The organism is Cryptosporangium minutisporangium, from assembly GCF_039536245.1.
Lineage (GTDB): Bacteria > Actinomycetota > Actinomycetes > Mycobacteriales > Cryptosporangiaceae > Cryptosporangium > Cryptosporangium minutisporangium.
Genome location: NZ_BAAAYN010000007.1, coordinates 64172 through 85673, shown reverse-complemented (window position 1 = coordinate 85673; position 21502 = coordinate 64172). Strand labels below are relative to the sequence as shown.

The window sequence follows — 21502 nt, the reverse complement described above, 5'->3', positions numbered from 1 at the left end:
CGCCGACCGACGTCAGCCGCCGAGCAGCAGTTCCCGCACCCGGGCGGCGTCGGCGTTCATCTGGGTGATCAGCGCGTCCACGGACGAGAACGCAATCGTGGGACGGAGCCGGGTGGCGAAGTCCACCGCGACCCGCTCGTCGTAGATGTCGGCGTCGAAGTCGAGGATGTACGCCTCGACCCGGCGGGCCCGCTCCCCGGCGAACGTCGGGTTCGTCCCGATGCTGATCGCGGCCGGCAGCGGCGTCTCCTGCTCGCCGGCCCGCCGGGCCGGGTCGCGGATCAGCCAGCCCGCGTAGACGCCGTCGTCGGGCACGGACGTGTACTGCGGCGACGACAAGTTCGCGGTGGGGAAGCCCAGCTCACGGCCGCGCTGGTCGCCACGGACGACGATGCCCTCCACCCGGTGCGGCCGCCCCAGCGCCGCCGCGGCGCGCTCCACCTCGCCCTCGGTGACGTCGGTCCGAATCCGGGTGCTGGAGACCGTCCCGTCGGCGTCGGCGAGCAACGGCACCGTGCGTACCTCGAAGTCGTGCTCGGCGCCGAGCGTCCGGAGCAGCGCGACGTCGCCCGCCGCGCGGTAGCCGAACCGGAACCCCTCGCCGACGACGCCCGCCGCCGCGTGCAGGTGGTCGACGAGCACTGAACGGACGAACTCCTCCGGGGCGAGCCGGGACAGCTCCTGGGTGAACGGCAGCGTGCACAGGCCGTCCACGGTGAGACCGTCGGCGGCCAGGCCCTCGATCAGCACCGCGCGGTGGTCGAGCGTCGTCAGCCGGTCCGGCACGGCGTCGGGGCGGAGGACCGCGGCCGGGTGCGGGTCGAACGTCACGACGACCACCGGCGGAACCTCCGGCGGTTCAGCCCCGGACGGCCTCGGCACCGGCAGCAGCGCCGCCGCCTCCCGCACGGTCGCGTCGATCAGTGCCCGATGGCCCCGGTGGACGCCGTCGAAGACGCCGATCGTGACCACGGTCCGGTTCCAGTCCGGCGCGCTCTCCGCCAGCCCGCGCCACCGCAGCACGCCCGCCTGCCTCTCGTCGCCAGCCGCTAACGGCTTCAGCCTAGTTCGTCCGCCGCGCGGCCCTTCACGTGCGGTCGCTCATCCGGAGGGCCGGAGCACGACCTCCGGCCTGGCCGCACCGTCCCGCTCCAGCACCAGCGCGATCACCCGGCCATCGGGGCCGAAGACGCCGTACGGGCCGGTCAGACCCGTCGTCGGCAGCCGCCCGCCATGACCGAGAACGGTCGCCGCGGCTCCGTCGACGTCGCGCCGCGGAAACGCTGCGTTCACCGCGTCGTCGAGGCCGAGTGTGACCGGATCCTCTCCGGCGTCCGCGGCGGCGGCCAGCTCGTCGAGCGTCCGGGCGTCCTGATCGGTGAACGGACCCACCCGGGTCCGCCGCAGCGCGGTGAGGTGGCCGCCGGTCCCGAGCGCTCGGCCGAGGTCACGGGCGAGCGCGCGGATGTAGGTGCCGGACGAGCACTCGACGATCACGTCCAGGTCGAGCAGGTCCGGCTCCGGACGGCGGTCGGCCAGCAGGTCGAACCGGGACACGGTCACCCGGCGGGCCGCCAGCTCGACCTCCTCGCCGGACCGCACCCGGTCGTAGGCCCGCCGCCCGGCCACCTTGACCGCGGAGACCGCGGACGGCACCTGGTCGATGGATCCGGTCAGCGCCGCGATCCCGGTACGGACGTCGTCCAGCGGCACGTCGGCGGCGCTGGCGCCGTCCAGCCGCGAGCCCTCCGCGTCGTCGGTGACCGTCGCGTACCCGAGGCGGATCGTCGCGACGTAGGTCTTCGCGGTGAGCGTCAGGTGGCCGAGCAGCTTCGTCGCCCGCTCGACGCCGAGCACCAGCACGCCGGTCGCCATCGGATCCAGCGTTCCGGCGTGCCCGATCTTGCGGGTTCCGGCGATCCGCCGCATGCGGCCGACGACGTCGTGCGAGGTCATACCGGCAGGCTTGTCGACGACGACCAGGCCGCTGGTCGCGGGACGCCGGTCCGTTCGGGCGCTCAGCTCGTCACCGGTACCGCGTCGAGGGCCGCGCGCAGGGCGTCCACCACGTTCTCGAGAGGGCCACGCCCGGTGAACCCGGCCGCGAGCCGGTGGCCACCCCCGCCGAGCCGCACCGACAGCGCTCCGACATCGACCGAGCCGCGTGAACGCAGCGAGATCGACCACTCGCCGGGGCCGGTCTGCTTGGCGACCATCGCAACCGTGCTCTCCTCGGCGCCGCGGATCATGTCCACCACGCCCTCCACCCACTCCATGCCCAACCCGTGCTTGGACAGGTCGTCCTGGGTGACGTAGGACCAGCTCAGACCGGCTCCACCGGCGATTCCCGGCTCCAGCACCACCCGGCCGAGGACGTCGGCGAGCAGGTGCAGCGACCGCACCGGGCGGGCGTCGTAGAGGCGGCGGCTGATCTCGTCCGGCCGGATGCCGGTCGCGAGCAGCCGCGCCGCCAGCTCGTGCGTCGACGGGGAGGTCGCGGCACCGCGGAACGAGGCGGTATCGGTGGAGAGTCCGACGTAGAGGCACTCGGCGATCGCCGCGTCCAGCTCGACGCCCAGCCGGGACAGCAGCTCGTCGACGACGACGGCCGTCGCGGCCGCCTGCGGATCGATCAGGTTGTGGGTGCCGAACCCGCCGTTGGTCACGTGATGGTCGACGACGATGACGTCGCCGGCGGCGGCCACCAGCGGCGCGAGGTCACCGAGCCGGTCGACGCTGCCGGTGTCGAACGTCATCAGGACGTCCGGCTGCGCGACGACCTCCTCCGGGGGGACCAGCAGCTCGCGGCCGGCCAGCTGGGTCAGCGCCTGCGGCAGCCGGAACGGGTTGCTGAACGAGGCCTGCACGGGAATTCCGAGCTGACGCAGGCCGAGCCCGGTGGCGAGCATGCTGCCGAGCGCGTCGCCGTCCGGGTTGAGATGGCAGGCGAGCACGATGCCGCCCGACTGCTCCCCGGCCGCACGCAGCAGCGTGAGCGCACGCAGCCAGGCGTCCTCGGAGATCGCGCCGGTCACCTCTCGGCCGGACCCGCCCGGCGCCACGGCCGGGTCAGAGCCGTTGACCTGCGATCCGTAACCGTTCGCCGCACTCCGGTCGGCTTGCACGTCCGGACCGTACACCGCACGTGTGGTGGCCGTCCGGCGGTGGGCCCGACCCGACCGCAGGACGGTCCCGCCCGTTCCGGACGGATTCACGCGCGGCCCCCGCCCGGAACGTCGATCGGGGCGTCGGCCGGTGCGGCCGGCGTCTCCTCGTCCGCGTCCTCGTCTTCGTGGCGGTAGGGGTCGGGCTCGCCCGCGTAGCTCGCGCTCGCCGCCTTCCGCTGCACCTCGGCGTCCGCGGCGCGGGCCTCGGCCAGCAGGTCGTCGATGTGCTTGGCGGTGTTCGGCACCTCGTCGAGGCTGAACGCCAGCGTCGGCGTGAACCGCACCCCGGTCTGACGCCCGACCGCGCTACGCAGGACGCCCCGCGCGCTCTCCAGCGCCGCAGCGGTCGCGGCGCGCTCCGTCTCGTCGCCGTAGACGGTGTAGTAGACCGTCGCGTCGTGCAGGTCAGCGGTGACCTTCGCGTCGGTCACCGTGATCATGCCGAGGCGCGGGTCCTTGACCTGCGTCCGGAGGGTCTCCGCGACGATCTCCCGGATCCGGACGGCGAGCTTCCTCGCCCGTGCTGCGTCAGCCATCGTGTCTCACTCCTCACCGGGCGGCCGCGCGGGCGGCCCGGCAGTACGCAGGGCTCAGTCGTCGTCGCTGGAGTGCAGCCGACGACGTACCGAGAGCAGTTCCAGTTCCGGACGCCCGGCGACCAGCCGCTCGCACGCGTCGAGTACCTCGCCGACGTGGCTCGCCGTGCTGGAGACCGTGGCTACCCCGATCGCCACCCGTCCGTGCAGGTCCTGGAGACCCACCTCGGCGGCGGACACTTCGAGGCGACGGAGTGCGGCGACCACCGGCCGGACGTACGCCCGCTTGGCCTTGAGGCTGCGGCTGTCCGGCGGCAGCACCACGTCGAATTCCAACGTGCCGGTGAACACTCGAATCCTCCCGAGAGCAGGCGGTCGGCCGGGGTACTACCCGGCCGACCGCCCGCACCCACTTACGCTCGGGGCTTCTCCCGCATCTCGAAGGTCTCGATGACGTCGTCGACCTTGATGTCGTTGAAGGAGCCGAGACCGATACCGGCCTCGTAGCCCTCGCGGACCTCGGTGACGTCGTCCTTGAACCTCTTGAGCGATCCGATCGTGAGGTTGTCGGCCACCACGGCCCCGTCCCGGATGAGGCGGGCCTTGGTGTTCCGGCGGATGTCGCCGCTACGGACGAGTACACCGGCGATGTTGCCGAACTTGCTGGAGCGGAAGACCTCACGGATCTCCGCGGTACCCAGCTGCACCTCTTCGTACTCGGGCTTGAGCATGCCCTTGAGGGCATTCTCGATGTCCTCGATCGCCGCGTAGATGACCGAGTAGTAGCGGATGTCGACGCCTTCGCGGTCGGCCAGCTCGCTCGCCTTGCCCTGGGGCCGGACGTTGAAGCCGATGATGACCGCGTCGGAGGCCGACGCCAGCATGACGTTGGTCTCGGTGATCGCACCGACACCGCGGTCGATGATCCGCAGGCTGACCTCGTCGGCGATCTCGAGCTTCGCCAGCGCGTCCTCGAGGGCCTCGACCGCACCCGAACCGTCGCCCTTGAGGATGAGGTTGAGCTGGGTCTTCTCGCCTTCCTTCATCCGCTCGAGCAGCGTCTCCAGCGTCGGACGCCCACGGGTCGCCGCGAGCTGGGCATTGCGCTCGCGCGCCTGCCGCTGCTCGGCGATCTGCCGGGCCACCCGGTCCTCGGAGACCTCCAGGAACGTGTCGCCGGCACCGGGCACGGCGGTGAAGCCGAGCACCTGCACCGCGCTGGACGGACCCGCCTCGGCGACCTGGGAACCGCTGTCGTCGAGCATCGCCCGGACGCGACCGTGCGCCTCACCGGCGACGATCGAGTCGCCGACGCGGAGCGTGCCGCGCTGGACCAGGACGGTCGCGATCGGACCACGGCCACGGTCGAGGTGACCCTCGATCGCGACACCCTGGGCCGGCACGTCGACCGGAGCCCGGAGGTCCAGCGACGCGTCCGCGGTGAGGCAGACCGCCTCGAGCAGCCCGTCGATGTTGATCCGGGACTTCGCCGAGATGTCGACGAACATCGTGTCGCCGCCGTACTCCTCGGCGACCAGCCCGTACTCGGTGAGCTGCTGCCGCACCTTCGCCGGGTTCGCGCCGTCCTTGTCGATCTTGTTCACCGCGACCACGATCGGCACCTCGGCCGCCTGGGCGTGGTTGAGCGCCTCGATCGTCTGCGGCTTCACACCGTCGTCGGCCGCGACCACGAGGATTGCGATGTCCGTCGACTTCGCCCCACGAGCACGCATGGCGGTGAACGCCTCGTGACCCGGGGTGTCGATGAACGTGATCGAACGGTCTTCGCCGTTGACGTGCGCGTCGACCTGGTAGGCACCGATGTGCTGGGTGATGCCGCCGGCCTCACCCTCGGCCACCTTCGTGTGCCGGATCGCGTCGAGGAGCTTCGTCTTACCGTGGTCGACGTGGCCCATGACGGTGACCACCGGCGGCCGCGTGACCAGCTTCTCGTCGTCGTACTCCTGGTCGAGGTCGATGTCGAACCGCGCAAGCAGCGCACGGTCCTCGTCCTCGGGGCTGACGATCTGCACCTCGTAGCCGAGGTGGACACCGAGCAGCTGCAGCGTCTCGTCGGTGCACGACTGGGTCGCGGTCACCATCTCGCCGAGACCGAACGCCTCCTGGACCAGCGAACCGGGGTTCGCGTTGATCCGGTCGGCGAAGTCGGAGAGCGACGCGCCACGCGGGAGCCGGATGAGCTCGCCGTTACCGCGCGGGGCACCCGAGCCCATCGTCGGCGCGGAGAGGTTGTCGAACTCCTGACGCCTCTGCTTCTTGGACTTCCGTCCACGAACCGGGCCACGACCGCCGGGACGGCCGAACGCACCCGCGGCACCGCCGCGGCCACGACCGCCACCACCGGGACGGCCACCGCCGCCACCGCCACCGGGACGGAAACCGCCACCGGGCGCACCGGTACCGCCGCCGCCACCGCCGCCGGGGCGGAAACCGCCACCGCCACCGGGACGACCGCCGCCGCCACCGCCGCCACCGGGACGGAAGCCACCGCCACCACCGGGACGGCCACCGCCGCCACCGCCACCGGGACGGAAACCGCCACCGGGCGCACCGGTACCGCCGCCGCCACCGCCGCCGGGGCGGAAACCGCCACCGCCACCGGGACGACCGCCGCCGCCACCGCCGCCACCGGGACGGAAGCCACCGCCACCACCGGGACGGCCAGCGCCGCCGCCACCCGGACCGGCCGGACGGCCACCGGGGCCACCACGACCAGGGCCACCGGCCGGACGACCGGGCATCATGCCCGGGTTCGGCCGCGGCGGCATCATGCCGGGGTTCGGACGCGGGCCGCCGGGACCACCGGACGAACCGCCAGGACGCGGACCGCCGGGACCACCGGACTGACCGCCCGGACGCGGGCCACCGGGGCCCGGACGCCGGTCGCCGGGGCCACCCTGACGCGGGCCGCCGGGACGGTCACCACCCTGCTGAGGGCTGGGACGCGGACCCGGACGCGGGCCGGCCTGGCCCGGACGCGGACCGCCGGCGGTCGGGCCGGCCGGAGCCTGCCCACCCTGCGCCGCCGGTGCCGGCCGAGGGCCGGGACGCGGGGGCTGCGTGGGGGTGCCGGGGCCGACACCGAACGGGTTGTTGCCCGGACGCGCCGGACGCTGGCCGGGGCCGGCCGGACGCGGGCCGGGACGGGGACCGCCCTGGACCGGACCGGCGGGCGGAGCCGTCGGCGGGGGCGTCGGAGCCGACACCTCCGGGGTCGGGGCCGGACGCGGGCCCGGACGGGGTCCGGGCGCTGCGGGCCGACGCTCGGCCGGCGCCTCGGCCGCCGCACGTGCGGCGGCCTCCTGGGCCGCCTTCAGCTCGGCAGCCCGAGCCTGCTCGGCCTTGACTTCGATGTCCTGGGCGCTGGCCGTGCCCTGCGGGCGGGCCATCGACGCCGGGGATGGGATGTTTCGGGGCGGCCGGGGACCACTCGGGGGTCCCGGCTTGCGCCCTCCGTTACCGCCGGAGGACGGCGACGTGTACGCCTCCCGCAACCGACGCGCCACCGGCGCTTCGATCGTGGACGACGCGGATTTCACGAACTCCCCGAGCTCTTTCAGCTTGTTCAGCACATCTTTGCTGGGGACGCCGAGTTCCTTGGCGAGTTCGTGTACGCGGGCCTTGCCTGCCACTGCACTCCTCTTCCGAGGCCGGGCGGCATACCCGCTCGACCTTCTAGTTACTCACGAAGCTTGCTCATCGCAGAGACTTCATCGCACGCTCATACCGGGAGACCTACTTTTCGTCCGTGGGTCCGGGCGGGTTGCCCAGTCCTTCGGGTACTTCCGATCGTGCGGGTCCGAGCTGGGTCAAATACTCGCGGACGGCTCCGGCGTCAGGGACACCGGGGACCCGTAGCGCACGCCCGAAGGCGCGACGCCGTTCCGCCAGTACGAAACACGCTGGGTCGGGATGCAGCCAAGCGCCCCGCCCCGGTCGCCGACGCGCCGGATCGGGGACGGTAACGCGGGAATCCCCACGCTCGACCGCGACGACGCGCAGCAGCTCGGTGGCTGCCGCTCGCTGTCGACATCCCACACAAGTCCGCGTTGGAGAGCGGCCATGCGGGGACGGCGCCGGACGGATGCGGCGAACCACAGGCCAGTCTACCCCGCGCTGCCTGGGACCGAAGCGTCCGGTTCCCCCACGGTTGCCGCACTGGCCCCTTCCGGCTCATTTGCCTCCGGTGCAGCGGTCTGCTCGGCGTCGCTGTGGATGTCGATCCGCCAGCCGGTCAGCCGCGCCGCGAGGCGGGCGTTCTGGCCTTCCTTGCCGATCGCCAGCGACAGCTGGAAGTCCGGCACGGTCACCCGCGCCGACCGGGCGTCGGCGTCGACGACCTCGACCGCCCGCACCTGAGCCGGCGAGAGCGCGTTCGCGACGAACCGGGCCGGGTCCTCCGCCCAGTCGACGATGTCGATCTTCTCACCGTGCAGCTCGCTCATGACGGCGCGGACCCGGGCCCCGAGCGGACCGATGCACGCGCCCTTCGGGTTGACGCCCGCCACGGTGGCGCGGACCGCGATCTTCGAACGGTGCCCGGCTTCACGGGCGACGGCCGCGATCTCCACGGTGCCGTCCGCGATCTCCGGGACCTCCAGCGCGAACAGCTTCCGCACCAGGTTCGGGTGGGTCCGCGAGAGCGTCACCTGCGGGCCACGCATGCCCTTCGCCACGTGGACGACGAGCGCCTTGATCCGTGCGCCGTGCTGGTAGGTCTCCCCCGGCACCTGCTCGGCCGGCGGCAGCGTGGCCTCGATCTTGCCCAGGCTGACCGAGACGATGCCGCGCTCGGTCCGGGACTCGTGCGCCTGGATGACACCGGCGACGACCTCGCCCTCGCGGCTGGCGAACTCCCCGAACGTCATCTCGTCCTGGGCGTCCCGGAGCCGCTGCAGGATGACCTGCTTGGCGGTCATCGTGGCGATCCGACCGAAGTCGTCCGGGGTGTCGTCGAACTCCCGGAGGACGGTGCCGTCCTCGTCGCGCTCGGCGGCCCACACGGTGGCGGCGCCGGTCTTCCGGTTCACCTCGACCCGGGCGTCCGGGTGCGCGTGGCCGGTGTGTTTGTACGCGGTCAGCAGCGCGGTCTCGATCGCCTCGATGATCGTGTCGAAGGAGATCTCCCGCTCCCGCTCGACCGCGCGCAGCGCCGCGATGTCGATGTTCACCGGTCTCCTCCTTCTTCTGTTTCGTCGGTGCCGGCCTCCGCCTTGGCGGTCGGCCGAGCGAACTCCACCTGCACCTTGCCCGGACCCAGTTCGGCGAACGTGGCCGTACGGACTCCCCGGTCGTCGGTGAGGTGCACGCCCTGGTCGTCGACCTCGGTGATGCGGGCGGTCACGCTCTTGTCACCAATACGGACGGTGACGAGGCGGCCCACCTTCCGGCGCCAGTGGCGGGGCTCGGTCAGCGGCCGATCGACGCCGGGCGAGGTGACCTCCAGCGTGTACGGGCCGGTCCCGAAGGCCGAACCACCGGCAGCGTCGGTTTCGTCCAGCGCGGCGGACACGTCGCGTGAAACGGCGGCGATGTCGTCCAGCGTGATCCCACCGTCGGTGTCGACCACGACGCGGACCACGGTCCGGCGGCCGGCCGACGAGACTGCAACTTCTTCCAGGTCGTAGCCGGCGGCCTTGACCACGGGTTCGACCAACGCGACGATCCGGGAGCGCATCGCCTGCGGGGCTGGCATCCGACACCTCCGAACGGTGGTCACTGTGCAGTTGTGGGGGCACTCTGCGGGTACGCGCCGACGAGCGCCGGCGACCTGGTCACAGCCTAACGGTTCGTGACGAGCGGCCCTCCATCCGGCACGCGTCCGGCCGACTGGGAAACTATCGGGGTGCCCACCGCTGCGCGCCGCATCCGCCTCGGGCGGCTCCCGTCGTCCCCCGCCGGCCCCTCGCACGATCTTCCCGCACGCAGACGTGGCCTCAGCCGGCGTTCGGTGCTGGGTGGACTGCTGGGCGCCGGCGCGGCCGGTGCGGTGGCCGGCTGCGGGCTGATCGAGCCGGAGCCGGCGGTGCCCGCCGTCGCCACCGACCCATTGGAGACGCTGGTCGCCGAGAAACAGACGCTGCTGGATCTCTACGAGGCGACGATCGCCGCGCACGGCGACCTGGCCGCCCGGCTGACCCCGCTCCGGGACGCCCACCGGGAGCACCGGGACGCCCTGCTGGAGCTGCTGGACGCCCGGCGCCGGGCCGCGCTGGCGCGGGCCACCCCGCCGGTTCCCGGACCCTCACCGGCGACGTCCGCCCCCGCAGTCAGCACCGACGGTGCCGCCGCGCTGGTCGCACTCCGGGCGGCCGAACGCACCGCCTCGGCGCGGTCCCGCTCGGCCTGCCTCGCGGTGACCGCCGGAAGCGGCACCGGCGACGCCGCCAGTGCCTCGGAACGGATCGTCGTGCTCGGCAGCATCAGTGCGGCGGAGGCGTCGCACGAGGTGGCGCTCGCGTGAGCCGCTCCACCGACCGGCTCCATCTCGCGCTCGCCGCCGAGCACGCCGCCGTCTTCGCCTACGGGGTGATCGGCGCTCACCTGACCGGCGACGAGCTGGCCTGGGCCCGCGCCGCGGACCTCGCGCACCGCCAGCAGCGGGACGCGGTCGCCGACCTGATCACGACCGCCGGTGCGACGCCCGCCCCGGCCGCGCCCGCCTACCAGCTGCCCTCACCGGTGACCGACCGGGCGGGTGCGTTGGCGCTCGGCGTCCAGGTCGAGACCCGCGCCGCGGCGGTGTGGCGCTCGGCGCTCGGCGAGCTGTCCGGCACGGCGCGCGAGGTCGCGCTGGACGCCCTGGTCGGCTCCGCGGTGCGCGGTGCGCAGTGGCGCTCGGTGTCGGAGCCGGGTAAGGCCCCGACAGTGGCGTGGCCCGGCTCTTAGTGGGCGGCCCGCCCAGGGGAGCCTGACAGGCGAGCGCGAGGACTTGAGACACCAAGGCCAAGGTCGCGGCGTCCTCGCGCTCGACTGCCAGCCTCGTCCTGGGCGGGCTCCGCGCACACAGGCCAGTCAGAACACGGGTCACGCCCACCACTGCCAGCCGCCAGCCCACCATCGAACGAGCCGACAACACCAGCCTCACAGTCAGAGCACGCGCCTGGCGGCGCTTACTGACACCAGGCGTCGACGACTGGGAGTAGGTCGGTGAGTCGCTGGATCACCGCGTCCGGCGCACCGACGGTGTGCCCGACCTGGCTCGGTGGCACCGCGCTGTGCGGGACGTGCACCGCCCGCATGCCGGCCGCCTGCGCGCCGTAGATGTCGTCGAACAGCCGGTCGCCTACGAACACGCAGGCGGACGGGTCGTCGACCCCCACCGCGTCCATCGCCGCGCGGAACGCCTCCGGATGCGGCTTCGTCCACGGGATCTCGCTGGTGTACACCGCACCGTCGAACAGGTCGAGGACGCCGTCGCGCTGGAGGATCCGCTCGTGGTGCTCCCGGTTCCACACCGTGTTCGAGAGCAGCCCGACCTTGAGGCCCCGCGACCGCAGCTCGGCGAGCACCGCGGCGGCGTCCGGATCGGTGTACGTGTGCGGCTCCCAGTGCCGCTCGTGGGCGGCCAGCAGGTCCGCGGTGAGCGCGATGCCCGCCGCCGCGCAGACGTCGGCCATGGTGGCGGACGTGTGCTCGTCGCGAGAACGGGCCCAGGCCGCGTCCTCGGCGGCCAGCAGCGCGTCGACCAGTTGCTCGACGGTCGCCAGAGGCGCCTCGTCGGCGACCGGACGGTCCGGCGCCGCACTCGTCTCCGTCCCGCCGTTGGCCGGGAGCAGATTGCATTCCGTGGCGATCGTCCGCCAGAGCGCCTTCGCGTCGACCGTGTGCCAAGGGGTGAGCGTGCCGCCCCAGTCGAAGAGAATCGCCTTCACCATGGAGGCCACTTTCCCACGCCGGTACGACACTTTTCCGGGCCGCCGGTCAGGGGCGCGGAGAGCCGGCGATGCCCGTCACGCGCTCCCGATCGCCCGGAGCGATCGTGTGGTCGTGGCCGCCGCGACCAGCACCAGCACCCCGCCGGTCAGGTAGCCGGCGCCGTCCGACCCGACCGCCACCGCGACGAGGCTCAGCAGCAGCACGCCGACGCCCTCGAGGAACACGTTGGACGCGATCATCGTGGCCTCCACCTGTCCCATCCGCCCGGCCGGAGCGAGCCGGGCGAACGTGGCCTGGGCACCGACGGTCCAGCCGGTCGCCGCGCCGATCACGGTGTTCACCAGCGCCAGCAACAACGGGTGTTGCCCGGAGAACAGCACCAGTGCACCGGCTACCAGCGCGGCCCCCAGCACCGCGGCGGTGCGGGCCTGGTTCAGTGGCCGCTCCAAGAATCGACGCCGGCCCATCACTGCGGCGAAGAGCGCGCCACCCAGCGCGGACGACACCATCACCGCCGGTATCCAGCCGGTGGGTGCGTTCGTCGCGACGGTCTCCGGGAGCACGCTGCACACCAGCGTCGCCCAGGTCAGCAGCGCCAGCGCCCGCAGCGTCGGCTGCCGCCAGATCAGCACGAACCCGGCGCCCGGCGGCAGCCGGTGACGTCGTTCCCGTCGCGCACCGACCGGCAACCGCGCCAGCATCACGGCGGCGACCAGGAACGAGAGCAGGTCGACGAGCAACGCCACCCGCGGCCCCAGCGTCACGGCCAGGCCGGAGCCCACCGCGATCCCACCGACCTGAACCAGCGAGTTGATCGTCGCGGCCATGCCGAAGTACGGCAGCTGGATCGCCCGGTCCACCGACTCGGCGACCACCGCCGTCGTCACGGCCACGTACGCCGCGCGCACCGCGCCCAGGATCGCCGACGCCACCAGCGCCGTCGCGGCGGCCGGGAACACGATCGGGAACAGGAGCGCGGCCGCGCCACCGAGCGCGAGCAGGCTCAGCGTGCGACGACGCGGCGTGACGTCCAGCCAGCCGCCGAGGAGCGTCGCCACCAGGATCGCCGGCAGCGCCCGCGCGGTGTAGACGGCGGCCGCGCCCAGCAGTGACCCGGTCAGCTGGTATCCGAGCAGCAGCAACGCGGCGAGACCGATGAAGTCGCCGAGCTCGGAGACCGACCTGACGGCGACGAGCCTCCCGGCGACCGGGTGCCGGAGCACCGCCCGGTAGCCGGGTGGCACCGACCGAACCGCCTCGGCCGCTCCTTCGGTGGTGGACTCCATCGCCTCAGCAGCTCGCTGAAGCGAGGATCGAGACAGCCGGCGCCGCCCCGGAACCGGTCATGGTCGCCTTCGGCTTCCTTCGCACGAGTCGGCCCACCCGCTGCCGAGTGGTCGTTTTCGTCCACATATATTGCGCACATTCAATCGCAATCTCAAGCGGAACGTGAAAGTGCCTCCGATATCACCCGCAACACGGACACCGGGAGAGTAGCGCCCGGCGAGACCCACGTATGCCCATCGGCACGCACGGCAGGATGGCCGGGTGCCCCCTCCCTCGGCGACCGCCGCTGCCCGCGACCACCTCGCAGCCGATCTCGCGCGACGAATTCGCCGGCGCTGGCGGGCCGAGGTCGCCGCGATCGGCGGGACCGGTGCGCTCGCCCACGACGACGACCGGGACGGCACGGCGGTGTCGCTGGTCGTGGTCACGTACCGGCCGGGCGGCGGTCCGCGCTCCACGCGTCGGCGCCTCGGCGGGCAGCTGGTCGACCTCACGGTGGCTGCCCAGCAGGACCTGCTGGCCCGGGCGCGCACCCTCACCACCGACTGGCCCCTGCAAGCCGACCGGTACCTGCACGTCCGCCCGCTCGACGACGACGGCAACTGGCTCGCCGGACTGCGCGACGCCCACCTCGCGCGCCTGGCCGAGGCCACTCCGCGGGAGTTCAGCGCGCTGGCGCGGGAGGCGTGGTGTGCGGCGTGGGAGCTACTGACCGACGCCGTCCACGCCGGACAGTGGCACGACGAGGACGGCGCACTGCTACTCCTCGCCGAAGCCCGGATCGCGACCGCGATCACCGAGGGCCTGCTGGCCCGCACCTACTTCCGCGGCCGCGCCGACGCCGCCCGCCGTACCGGCGTCGCCGGGCTCGACCTCGTCGAGCTGCGGGACCGCCTCGAGCAACAGGCCACCGAGCTCAGCCGACGCGGTTGCCCCACCGACGCCGATCCGCTCTGACGCGGCGTCTCAGGCCACCGTGGCACCGATCAGACGACCGATGAGATATGTCACGCCGGCTGCCGCGGCGCCCAGAACCAGCTGACGAAGTCCGCCCGCCCACCACCGCCCCGCGGTCGCGCGGGTGGCCAGCGCACCGGCGACGAACAGCCCCACCCCGCCGATCGCCAGCGCGAGCCACAACTCGTCCGAGCCCAGCAGGAACGACACCAGCGGCACCAGCGCGCCGACCGCGAAGCAGACGAACGAGGACGCAGCCGCTGTCCACGGCGACGGCTTCTCCTCCGGGACGACGCCCAGCTCGGTGAGCGCGTGCAGCCGGAGCTCCAGGTCGGGCTTGCCGGCCGCCTCGGCGGTGATCCGCTGGGCCAGGTCCCTGGAGAGGCCGGCGCGCTGCAGCAGCAGCACCAACTCCCGCCGCTCGGCGGCACCGTGCAGGCGTAGCTCCCGGCGCTCCTTCGCCACCTCGGCGTCGAGCTGCTCGTTCTGCGTCCGCACCGACGTGTACTCGCCGAGCGCCATCGAGACCGCGCCGGCGACCAGTCCGGCGACGCCGGTGAGCACGATCGCGCCCCGGTCGACGCCGCCACCGCCGACGCCCGCGATCAGCGAGATGTTGGTGACCAGCCCGTCCATCGCGCCGAACACCGCAGCGCGCAGCCACCCGCCGGCGACGTCTCCGTGGTGCGGCGTCAGCAACGCGTCGTCCTCAGGCACCGCACCGCCCGTCACCACCGCACTCCCGGGAGGCGCCGCGTCCTCGGTCGGGGCCGCCGCCGCAGTGGGTGGCGTCTCGTCCATGATCGTTCTCCTTCTCCCCCGGCCGACTCGGTCCCGGGGCCTCCACCGTCCAGCCCTACGCCACCCACCCTCCAGCCCTACGCCCCCCACCCGCCCGCTCTTAGTCGGAAGGAGGTCCGTGTGTAAGTCTCGCCGCATGGCACGCGTCGCCCGGGAGAAGGCTCCCCTCACCCTGCTGCTTCCGCCGTCGGAGACGAAGCGGCCGGGCGGCGACGGGCCGGCGCTGGACCTGAGCGCGCTGGCGTTCCCGGCGCTCCGGCCGGTGCGGGAACGCCTGCTCACGGCGTTGACCGCGCTGGCGGCGGAGGCCGTGGCCGGCGACCCGGCGCCCGCGCTGGCGGCGCTGGGCCTCTCCGCCGGGCAGCGCGACCAACTGGAGCTCGACGCGGTGCTCGCCACGGCGCCGACCAGCCCGGCCCTTTTCCGCTACACCGGCGTGCTCTACGACGCCTTCGACCCGGCCGGGCTGACCCCGGCGCAGCGTAAACGGGCCGCCGACCGGGTGGTCGTCGCGTCCGCGTTGTTCGGTGCGGTGCGGGGCGGCGATCCGATCCCGGCGTACCGGTTCTCCGCCGGGTCGCGGCTGCCGGGCGTCGGAACGCTCGGCGCGCTGTGGAAGCCGGTGCTCGGACCGGTGCTCGCCGACCTTCCCGGGCTCGTCGTCGACCTCCGGTCCGGGGCGTACGCCGCGCTCGCACCGGCGCGCGGTGCGGTGAACGTCCGGGTGCTCTACGTCGCGCCGGACGGCGGCCGGTCGGTGGTGAGCCACTTCAACAAGCACGCGAAGGGCCTGCTCGCCCGGGCGCTGGCGACCACCACCGCCACCGTGGCGTCCGCCGACGACGTGGTGCGGGTGGCCACCAAGGCCGGTCTCGCCGCCGAGCGCCACGGCCCGCACGGCGTCGACGTACTGCTCTACGAGCCTCCCGCAGGCACCCCAGCCGCCAAGCGCGCCGCCGCAGCCGCCGCCGTCCGCGAATGATCACGGATCGGGCGGGTTCCCACCCGCCCGATCCGTGATCGTTCCGGCGGTCGTGCGGGTTGTCCCCAGCCAGGCGGACGCCCGTCGCGCCGAGCGGCGCGGGGCTCCACAGTGGGGCGGTGCACAGCCGAACCGGTTCGGCCGACCTGGTGGAACTGCAGAGTGGACTGGTACTGCGAAGCCAGGCGCTGGCCTGCGGGCTTTCCCGCGACGCGATCGCGTGGCAGCTGCAGCGCGGCTCCTGGCAGCGGGTACTCACCGGCCTGTACGCCACGTTCACCGGAACCTTGTCGGAGCACCAGCGGCTCCAGGCTGCCGCGCTCTACGGCGGACCCGGTGCCCAGATCACGGGCGCAGCAGCGCTGCGCAAACGTCGCCTCCGGTACGCACCCAGCGATCCGCGGGTCCAGATCCTCGTACCGCCGCCCGCACGGCGAACCTCGCGAGGCTTCGTGCTGGTAACGAGCACGAAGCGACCGGATCTGCATCCCCGGCTCCATCCCGCTATGGAGATCTGCTCGGTCGCCCGCGCCGGAGCCGACGCGGCGAGATCGGGCTACGCGCTCCGGGACGTACGCGCTTTCCTGACCGAGATGGTGCAGCGGCGGATGACGACCGTCGCGGCGCTCACCGAGGAAGCGCTGCGAGGCCCCAAGGCACACAGCGGCACGCTCCGACGAGTGGTCGCCGAACTGCGAGCCGGCGTCCGCTCGGCACCGGAGGCCGAGCTCCGCGAGGTGGTACGACGCAGCCGGATGCTTCCGCTGGTGCGGTGGAATCCCACGTTGACCGCTTCGGACGGCACTCGCCTGCCCTCGCCCGATGGGTGGATCCAAGACGCCGGTCTCGCGCTCGAATCGAACTCGTACGAGTTCCACGCGTCGCCGCAGGATTGGCGTCGCACCTACGAACGGCACAACCGGCTGGCCGCGCACGGCGTGCAGACGCTGCACTTCACCCCGCGTGACGTGCGGGAAGACCCCGAGTACGTGCTCGCGACGATCGAGAAGGCGTACCTGGAGCGACAGCGGGGCTTCACCGCCGTCACTGCGGAGTGATCACGGATCGAACGGGTTCCCACCCGCCCGATCCGTGATCGTTCCGGTCAGGGCAGGGTGAGGATCTCGCTGCCGGAGTCGGTGACGACCAGGGTGTGCTCGAACTGGGCGGTCCACTTGCGGTCCTTGGTCAGGACCGTCCAGCGGTCGGGCCACATGTCCCACTGGTACGTGCCGAGCGTGATCATCGGTTCGATCGTGAACGTCATCCCGGGCACCAGCTCGACCTGCAGATCCGGGTCGTCGTAGTGCGGCACGTGCAGGCCGGAGTGGAACGTCTCCCCGATGCCGTGCCCGGTGAAGTCCCGCACCACGCCGTACCCGAACCGCTTCGCGTACGACTCGATGACCCGCCCGACGACGTTGAGCTGACGCCCGGGCTTCACCGCGTTGATCGCCCGCCTGGTCGCCTCCTCGGTGCGCTCGACCAGCAGCCGGACCTCCTCGGACACGTCGCCGGCGAGGAACGTCGCGTTGCAGTCACCGTGCACACCGTCGAGGAACGCGGTGACGTCGATGTTGACGATGTCGCCGTCCTCGATCACGGTGCTGTCCGGGATGCCGTGGCAGATCACCTCGTTGAGCGAGGTGCAGCACGACTTCGGGAAACCCCGGTAGCCGAGCGTCGACGGGTAGGCGTCGTGGTCGATCAGGAACTCGTGAACGACCCGGTCGATCTCGTCGGTGGTGACGCCCGGCGCGACGTGTTTCCCGCCGAGTTGCAGAGCTTGGGCCGCGATGCGCCCGGCGACCCGCATCTTCTCGATCGTCTCCGGGGTCTGCACGTCCGAGCCGGTCCAGCGCTGAGGGGCGGGACGCCCGACGTACTCCGGACGCGGGATATGGGCCGGGACGTCACGCCGAGGTGACTGCCGGCCGGGGACCAGGGGTGCGCGCATGCCTTCCAGGTTAGGTCAGCGCGCGCAGGGTCGGCAGCGGGCGGTGACGCCGGTCTCCGCCCCAGCGTCAGCGCGCCGACACAGGGGCGTCGGGCACCTCGTCGGCGGGGTGGGTGTGCGGCTCCTGGAGCTGGCCCACCTTGTTCTCCCGACCCGGCCACGGCGAGCGGTACTGGCAGGTGTCGCAGTTCATCAGCACGCTGCCGCCGACCGCCTCGGCGTACCGGGCCAGGACCAGCCTGGCCACCGACTCGTGCGCGCCGAGCACCTCTGCGGTTCGCGCACCGGCGGCTCGCGCGTCCCGCTGGACGCCGCCCGGCAGCTTGCCCGGCGCGAGGAAGTACGGCACGACCAGTACGTCGTCGTGACCGAGGCGGTGCAGCCGCTGCACGCTTTCGGTGACCGTCGGCGTGGTCGCGCTCGCGTAGGCGACCTCCACCGGAGCACCGCCGCCGCGGTACTCCCAGAACAGCCGGGCCGCCCGCCAGATCTCGGCGTTCGCGTCCGGATCGGCGGCACCGGCCGAGGCCAGCACGATCGCGGTGTCCGGACCGGCGCCGGCCTCCGCGGCCCGATCGTTCAGCGCCGCCAGCAGCAGCGGATCCGGCCCCAGCGGCCGCCCGTAGGTCACCACCGAGCCGGGCCGCTCGTGGCGCACCAGCCGCACGGTGCCCGCGATGTCACCCTTGCTGTGCGACGCCGCGGTGAGCAGCAGCGGCAGCGTCGCCACCGGTACGTCAGCGGCGGCGAAGGCGGACAGCGCACCACGCACCGACGGCGGCTCGTGGTCGACGAACGCCAACTCGACCCGGAGGCCGGGCGCGAGCTCGCGGACCCGCTCCAGCAACGCGTGCAGCGTCGCGATGCCGGGGGCGTACGACGTGCCGTGCGCCACCGCGAGCAGGACCGGGTCACCCATCGTCACACCGCGGGTGGTTGCTCGACCATGCCGGCGGCGACGGTGGCACCGGTGGCCTCGTCGATCAGCAGGAACGAGCCGGTGCCCCTGGACAGGGCGTACGGGTCGACCGCGACCGGTTCGGCCAGCCGCAGCATCACGTCGCCGATGTCGTTGAGCTCCAGGGCATCGGCGTCCTCGCGCTTGAGCGTGGTGACGTCGAGCCGGTCGGCGATCGAGCCGACGATCGCCTTCACCTCGCGGGTGCCCGCGCGCAGGCGGAACCGGTCGCCGGCCCGCACCTGACGCTCGGCCAGGACACAGACCCGGCCGGTGAGCTGCCGCACCGGCTCCGGAGCGTCCGGTGCCGCGGCGAGCAGGTCACCGCGGGCCACGTCGACGTCGTCTTCCAGCCGCACCGCCACCGAACGGCCCGTCGCCGCCTCGTCCAGCGAACCGTCGTGGGTGTCGATGCCGGCGACCCGGGTCCTCCGGCCCGAGGGCAGCACGACCACCTCGTCGCCGACCCGAAGGGTGCCGGCGGCGACCCGCCCGGCGTACGCCCGGTAGTCGGGGTGCTCGGCCGAGCGGGGCCGGATGACCAGCTGTACCGGGAGCCGCGCACCGACCTCGCCGCCGCGCGACGGCACCGGAACGGTCTCCAGGTGGTCGAGCAGCGTCTGCCCCGCGTACCAGCCGAGCTTCTGACTCGGCTCCACGACGTTGTCGCCGTGCAGCGCCGAGACCGGGATCGCGGTGACCGACCGGATGCCCAGTTCGGCGGCGAGCACGTCGAAGTCGGCGACGATCCGGTCGTAGACCTCTTCGGAGAAGTCGACCAGGTCCATCTTGTTCACGGCGAGCACGATGTGTCCGACGCCGAGCAGCGCGGCCACCGCGGCGTGGCGGTGCGACTGCTCGACCAGTCCGTGCCTGGCGTCGACGAGGACGACGGCCACGTCGGCGGTGGACGCTCCGGTGACCATGTTCCGGGTGTACTGGACGTGACCCGGGGTGTCGGCGAGCACGAACGTGCGGCGCGGCGTCGCGAAGTAGCGGTACGCCACGTCGATCGTGATGCCCTGCTCCCGCTCGGCGCGCAGGCCGTCGGTGAGCAGCGCCAGGTCGGCGGCGTCCAGGCCGCGTCGACGAGACGCTGCCTCCACCGCGTCGAACTGGTCGGCGAAGACGTTCTTCGAGTCGTGGAGCAGGCGTCCGATCAGCGTGCTCTTGCCGTCGTCCACCGAGCCCGCGGTGGCGACGCGTAGGAGATCAGACACGTTTAAAAGTATCCTTCGCGCTTGCGGTCTTCCATCGCGGCTTCGCTCGCGCGGTCGTCGGCACGGGTCGCTCCCCGCTCGGTGAGACGGCTGGTCGCGGTCTCGGCGATCACCTCGTCCACGGTGCGCGCGGTCGACCGCACGGCGCCGGTGCAGGTGGCGTCGCCGACCGTGCGGTACCGGACGGTCTCGACGCGGACCTGCTCGCCGTCGCGGGGCGGGGTGAACGGCGTCACCGCGAGCACCATCCCGTCGCGGTCGAACACCTCGCGCTCGTGGGCGTAGTAGATGCTCGGCACCTCGATGCCGTCCCGGGCGATGTAGCGCCAGATGTCCAGCTCGGTCCAGTTCGACAGCGGGAAGATGCGGACGTGCTCGCCCGGCGCGATCCGACCGTTGTAGAGGTCCCAGAGCTCCGGACGCTGGTTGCGCGGGTCCCACTGACCGAACTCGTCGCGGATGGAGAACACCCGCTCCTTCGCCCGGGCCTTCTCCTCGTCCCGCCGGGCGCCGCCGAGCACCGCGTCGAACCGGTTGTCGGTGATCGCGTCCAGCAGCGGGACGGTCTGCAGCGGGTTGCGGGACTGGCCAGGCCGCTCGGTGATCCGGCCGCGGTCGATCGCGTCCTGCACCGACGCGACGACGAGGTCGAGGCCCAGCTCGGCGGCGCGCCGGTCGCGGAACTCGATGACCTCGGGGAAGTTGTGTCCGGTGTCGACGTGCATGACCGGGAACGGGATGCGGCCCGGGGAGAACGCCTTCTCGGCCAGGCGCAGCATGACGATCGAGTCCTTGCCGCCGGAGAACAGCAGCACCGGACGCTCGAAGCTGCCGACCACCTCGCGCAGGATGTGGATCGACTCGTCCTCGAGGGCGGTGAGCGCCGCATCGCGCGCGTCGGTCAGGTGCTCGAGGTGAAGGTCGGAGATGGTCGTCACAGCAGACCCCTTTCGGACAACGCGGCGAGCACCGCGTCCACGGACGCGTCGAGGGTGGAGTTATCGGTGCGGAGCACGAGCTCAGGGGTTCCCGGCGCTTCGTAGACGTCGTCGACGCCGGTCAGGCCGGCGATCTGGCCGGAGCGCTGCTTGGCGTAGAGGCCCTTGACGTCCCGGACGCTGCAGACCTCGACCGGCGTGGCGACGTGGACTTCGAGGAACGGCGTGCCGCTCGCCACGTGCCGAGCGCGGACGGCGTCCCGGGCGGCGGCGTACGGCGAGATGACGGCGGCGAGCACGAGCACGCCGTTGCGGGCCAGCAGCTCGGCGACGAAGCCGATCCGCGCGACGTTGGTGTCCCGGTCAGCGCGGCTGAAGCCGAGGCCGGCGGAGAGGTGCTCGCGCACCGCGTCCCCGTCGAGGACCTCGACCCGGCGGCCGGTGCCGCGCAGACGCTCGGCGACCGCCGTCGCCACCGTGGTCTTCCCAGCGCTCGGAAGGCCGGTGAGCCAGACCGTCCCGCCGGTCGTGGACGCCGCCGGAAGGGCCGGGGCGACCGTGGCCGTGGTTTCCGCCACTACTGTGGGATCCACCACAGCCAACGTGTTGGCCGGACCACTCTCCGTGCGTCCGGTGGGCGGGGCAGTCGATGCGGTCGGCATCGCGCGATTCTCCTGACCTCAGGGGAGGAATTCCGGCCCGAAGGGCATAAGTCCACGTATCGGACATCGCCATTTCCTCGCCGGATATTCCGCGACGGGGCACGACGGGAGGTCAGGACCCCTACCAGGAGCCCTTCA

At 72.8% G+C, this 21502-nt stretch carries 22 protein-coding genes; 5 read left to right on the top strand and 17 right to left on the bottom strand.

Annotated features, from left to right (window positions below):
- Positions 1-12: 12 nt before the first annotated feature.
- From ABEB28_RS06895 to rimP, 9 genes are all read right to left on the bottom strand, one after another.
- Complete coding sequence (locus ABEB28_RS06895; RefSeq protein WP_345727129.1) at positions 13-1023, bottom strand: bifunctional riboflavin kinase/FAD synthetase; 1011 nt, start codon at positions 1021-1023, stop codon at positions 13-15.
- Between the two features lie 78 nt (positions 1024-1101).
- Positions 1102-2022, bottom strand: coding sequence for a tRNA pseudouridine(55) synthase TruB (gene truB / locus ABEB28_RS06890; RefSeq protein ID WP_345727185.1), 921 nt, complete (start codon positions 2020-2022; stop codon positions 1102-1104).
- Entirely contained in the window at positions 2019-3035 is a 1017-nt protein-coding gene (locus ABEB28_RS06885) for a DHH family phosphoesterase (protein WP_376980713.1), read from the bottom strand. Before ABEB28_RS06885 ends, truB begins: the two co-directional genes overlap by 4 nt.
- 176 nt (positions 3036-3211) lie before the next feature.
- Positions 3212-3703: a 30S ribosome-binding factor RbfA gene (rbfA, locus tag ABEB28_RS06880; protein WP_345727127.1), complete on the bottom strand. Its 492-nt coding sequence runs from the start codon at positions 3701-3703 to the stop codon at positions 3212-3214.
- Positions 3704-3757: 54 nt separating this feature from the next.
- On the bottom strand, positions 3758-4054 hold the full coding sequence (locus ABEB28_RS06875; protein WP_345727126.1) for a DUF503 domain-containing protein: 297 nt from the start codon (positions 4052-4054) through the stop codon (positions 3758-3760).
- 62 nt (positions 4055-4116) lie between these two features.
- Positions 4117-7356 carry a translation initiation factor IF-2 gene (gene infB, locus ABEB28_RS06870; RefSeq protein WP_345727125.1) on the bottom strand — a complete coding sequence of 1080 codons (3240 nt, stop codon included), beginning with the start codon at positions 7354-7356 and terminating at the stop codon, positions 4117-4119.
- A 103-nt stretch (positions 7357-7459) separates the two neighbouring features.
- Positions 7460-7822 (bottom strand): YlxR family protein, encoded by a 363-nt coding sequence (locus tag ABEB28_RS06865; protein WP_376981266.1) that lies wholly within the window; start codon positions 7820-7822, stop codon positions 7460-7462.
- A gap of 8 nt (positions 7823-7830) precedes the next feature.
- Complete coding sequence (gene nusA / locus ABEB28_RS06860; protein ID WP_345727124.1) at positions 7831-8895, bottom strand: transcription termination factor NusA; 1065 nt, start codon at positions 8893-8895, stop codon at positions 7831-7833.
- Positions 8892-9419, bottom strand: coding sequence for a ribosome maturation factor RimP (rimP, locus tag ABEB28_RS06855; RefSeq protein WP_345727123.1), 528 nt, complete (start codon positions 9417-9419; stop codon positions 8892-8894). Before rimP ends, nusA begins: the two co-directional genes overlap by 4 nt.
- Positions 9420-9569: 150 nt before the next feature.
- On the opposite strand from rimP, the gene ABEB28_RS06850 reads away from it, so the two are divergent.
- Both ABEB28_RS06850 and ABEB28_RS06845 read left to right on the top strand, forming a co-directional pair.
- The gene (locus tag ABEB28_RS06850) at positions 9570-10187 is read left to right on the top strand and encodes a twin-arginine translocation signal domain-containing protein (protein WP_345727122.1); all 618 of its coding nucleotides are present in this window, start codon (positions 9570-9572) and stop codon (positions 10185-10187) included.
- A complete protein-coding gene (locus tag ABEB28_RS06845) occupies positions 10184-10612 on the top strand; it encodes a ferritin-like domain-containing protein (RefSeq protein ID WP_345727121.1) in 429 nt (142 codons plus the stop codon). The genes ABEB28_RS06850 and ABEB28_RS06845 overlap by 4 nt, the downstream gene beginning before the upstream one ends.
- Positions 10613-10836: 224 nt before the next feature.
- On the opposite strand, the gene ABEB28_RS06840 is transcribed toward ABEB28_RS06845, so the two are convergent.
- On the bottom strand, positions 10837-11601 hold the full coding sequence (locus ABEB28_RS06840; protein ID WP_345727120.1) for an HAD family hydrolase: 765 nt from the start codon (positions 11599-11601) through the stop codon (positions 10837-10839).
- Between the two features lie 75 nt (positions 11602-11676).
- Positions 11677-12888, bottom strand: coding sequence for an MFS transporter (locus ABEB28_RS06835; protein ID WP_345727119.1), 1212 nt, complete (start codon positions 12886-12888; stop codon positions 11677-11679).
- Between the two features lie 262 nt (positions 12889-13150).
- Here ABEB28_RS06835 and ABEB28_RS06830 point away from each other — a divergent pair, with 262 nt between their 5' ends.
- Positions 13151-13846, top strand: a complete 696-nt coding sequence (locus ABEB28_RS06830) for a nucleotidyltransferase domain-containing protein (protein ID WP_345727118.1) — start codon at positions 13151-13153, stop codon at positions 13844-13846.
- A 9-nt stretch (positions 13847-13855) separates the two neighbouring features.
- On the opposite strand, the gene ABEB28_RS06825 is transcribed toward ABEB28_RS06830, so the two are convergent.
- Positions 13856-14647, bottom strand: coding sequence for a VIT1/CCC1 transporter family protein (locus ABEB28_RS06825; RefSeq protein ID WP_345727117.1), 792 nt, complete (start codon positions 14645-14647; stop codon positions 13856-13858).
- Positions 14648-14783: 136 nt separating this feature from the next.
- On the opposite strand from ABEB28_RS06825, the gene ABEB28_RS06820 reads away from it, so the two are divergent.
- Entirely contained in the window at positions 14784-15629 is an 846-nt protein-coding gene (locus tag ABEB28_RS06820) for a YaaA family protein (RefSeq protein ID WP_345727116.1), read from the top strand.
- A 119-nt stretch (positions 15630-15748) separates the two neighbouring features.
- Entirely contained in the window at positions 15749-16687 is a 939-nt protein-coding gene (locus ABEB28_RS06815; RefSeq protein WP_345727115.1) for a hypothetical protein, read from the top strand.
- 47 nt (positions 16688-16734) lie between these two features.
- Here ABEB28_RS06815 and map read toward each other — a convergent pair whose 3' ends face one another.
- The 5 genes from map to cysC form a co-directional block, all read right to left on the bottom strand.
- Positions 16735-17586 carry a type I methionyl aminopeptidase gene (gene map / locus ABEB28_RS06810; protein WP_345727114.1) on the bottom strand — a complete coding sequence of 284 codons (852 nt, stop codon included), beginning with the start codon at positions 17584-17586 and terminating at the stop codon, positions 16735-16737.
- 67 nt (positions 17587-17653) lie between these two features.
- A complete protein-coding gene (locus ABEB28_RS06805) occupies positions 17654-18505 on the bottom strand; it encodes a sirohydrochlorin chelatase (RefSeq protein WP_345727113.1) in 852 nt (283 codons plus the stop codon).
- Positions 18506-18507: 2 nt separating this feature from the next.
- Positions 18508-19764 (bottom strand): sulfate adenylyltransferase subunit 1, encoded by a 1257-nt coding sequence (locus ABEB28_RS06800; RefSeq protein ID WP_345727112.1) that lies wholly within the window; start codon positions 19762-19764, stop codon positions 18508-18510.
- 2 nt (positions 19765-19766) lie between these two features.
- On the bottom strand, positions 19767-20702 hold the full coding sequence (cysD, locus tag ABEB28_RS06795; protein ID WP_376981268.1) for a sulfate adenylyltransferase subunit CysD: 936 nt from the start codon (positions 20700-20702) through the stop codon (positions 19767-19769).
- Entirely contained in the window at positions 20699-21295 is a 597-nt protein-coding gene (cysC, locus tag ABEB28_RS06790; RefSeq protein WP_345727111.1) for an adenylyl-sulfate kinase, read from the bottom strand. The genes cysD and cysC overlap by 4 nt, the downstream gene beginning before the upstream one ends.
- Positions 21296-21502: the final 207 nt, after the last annotated feature.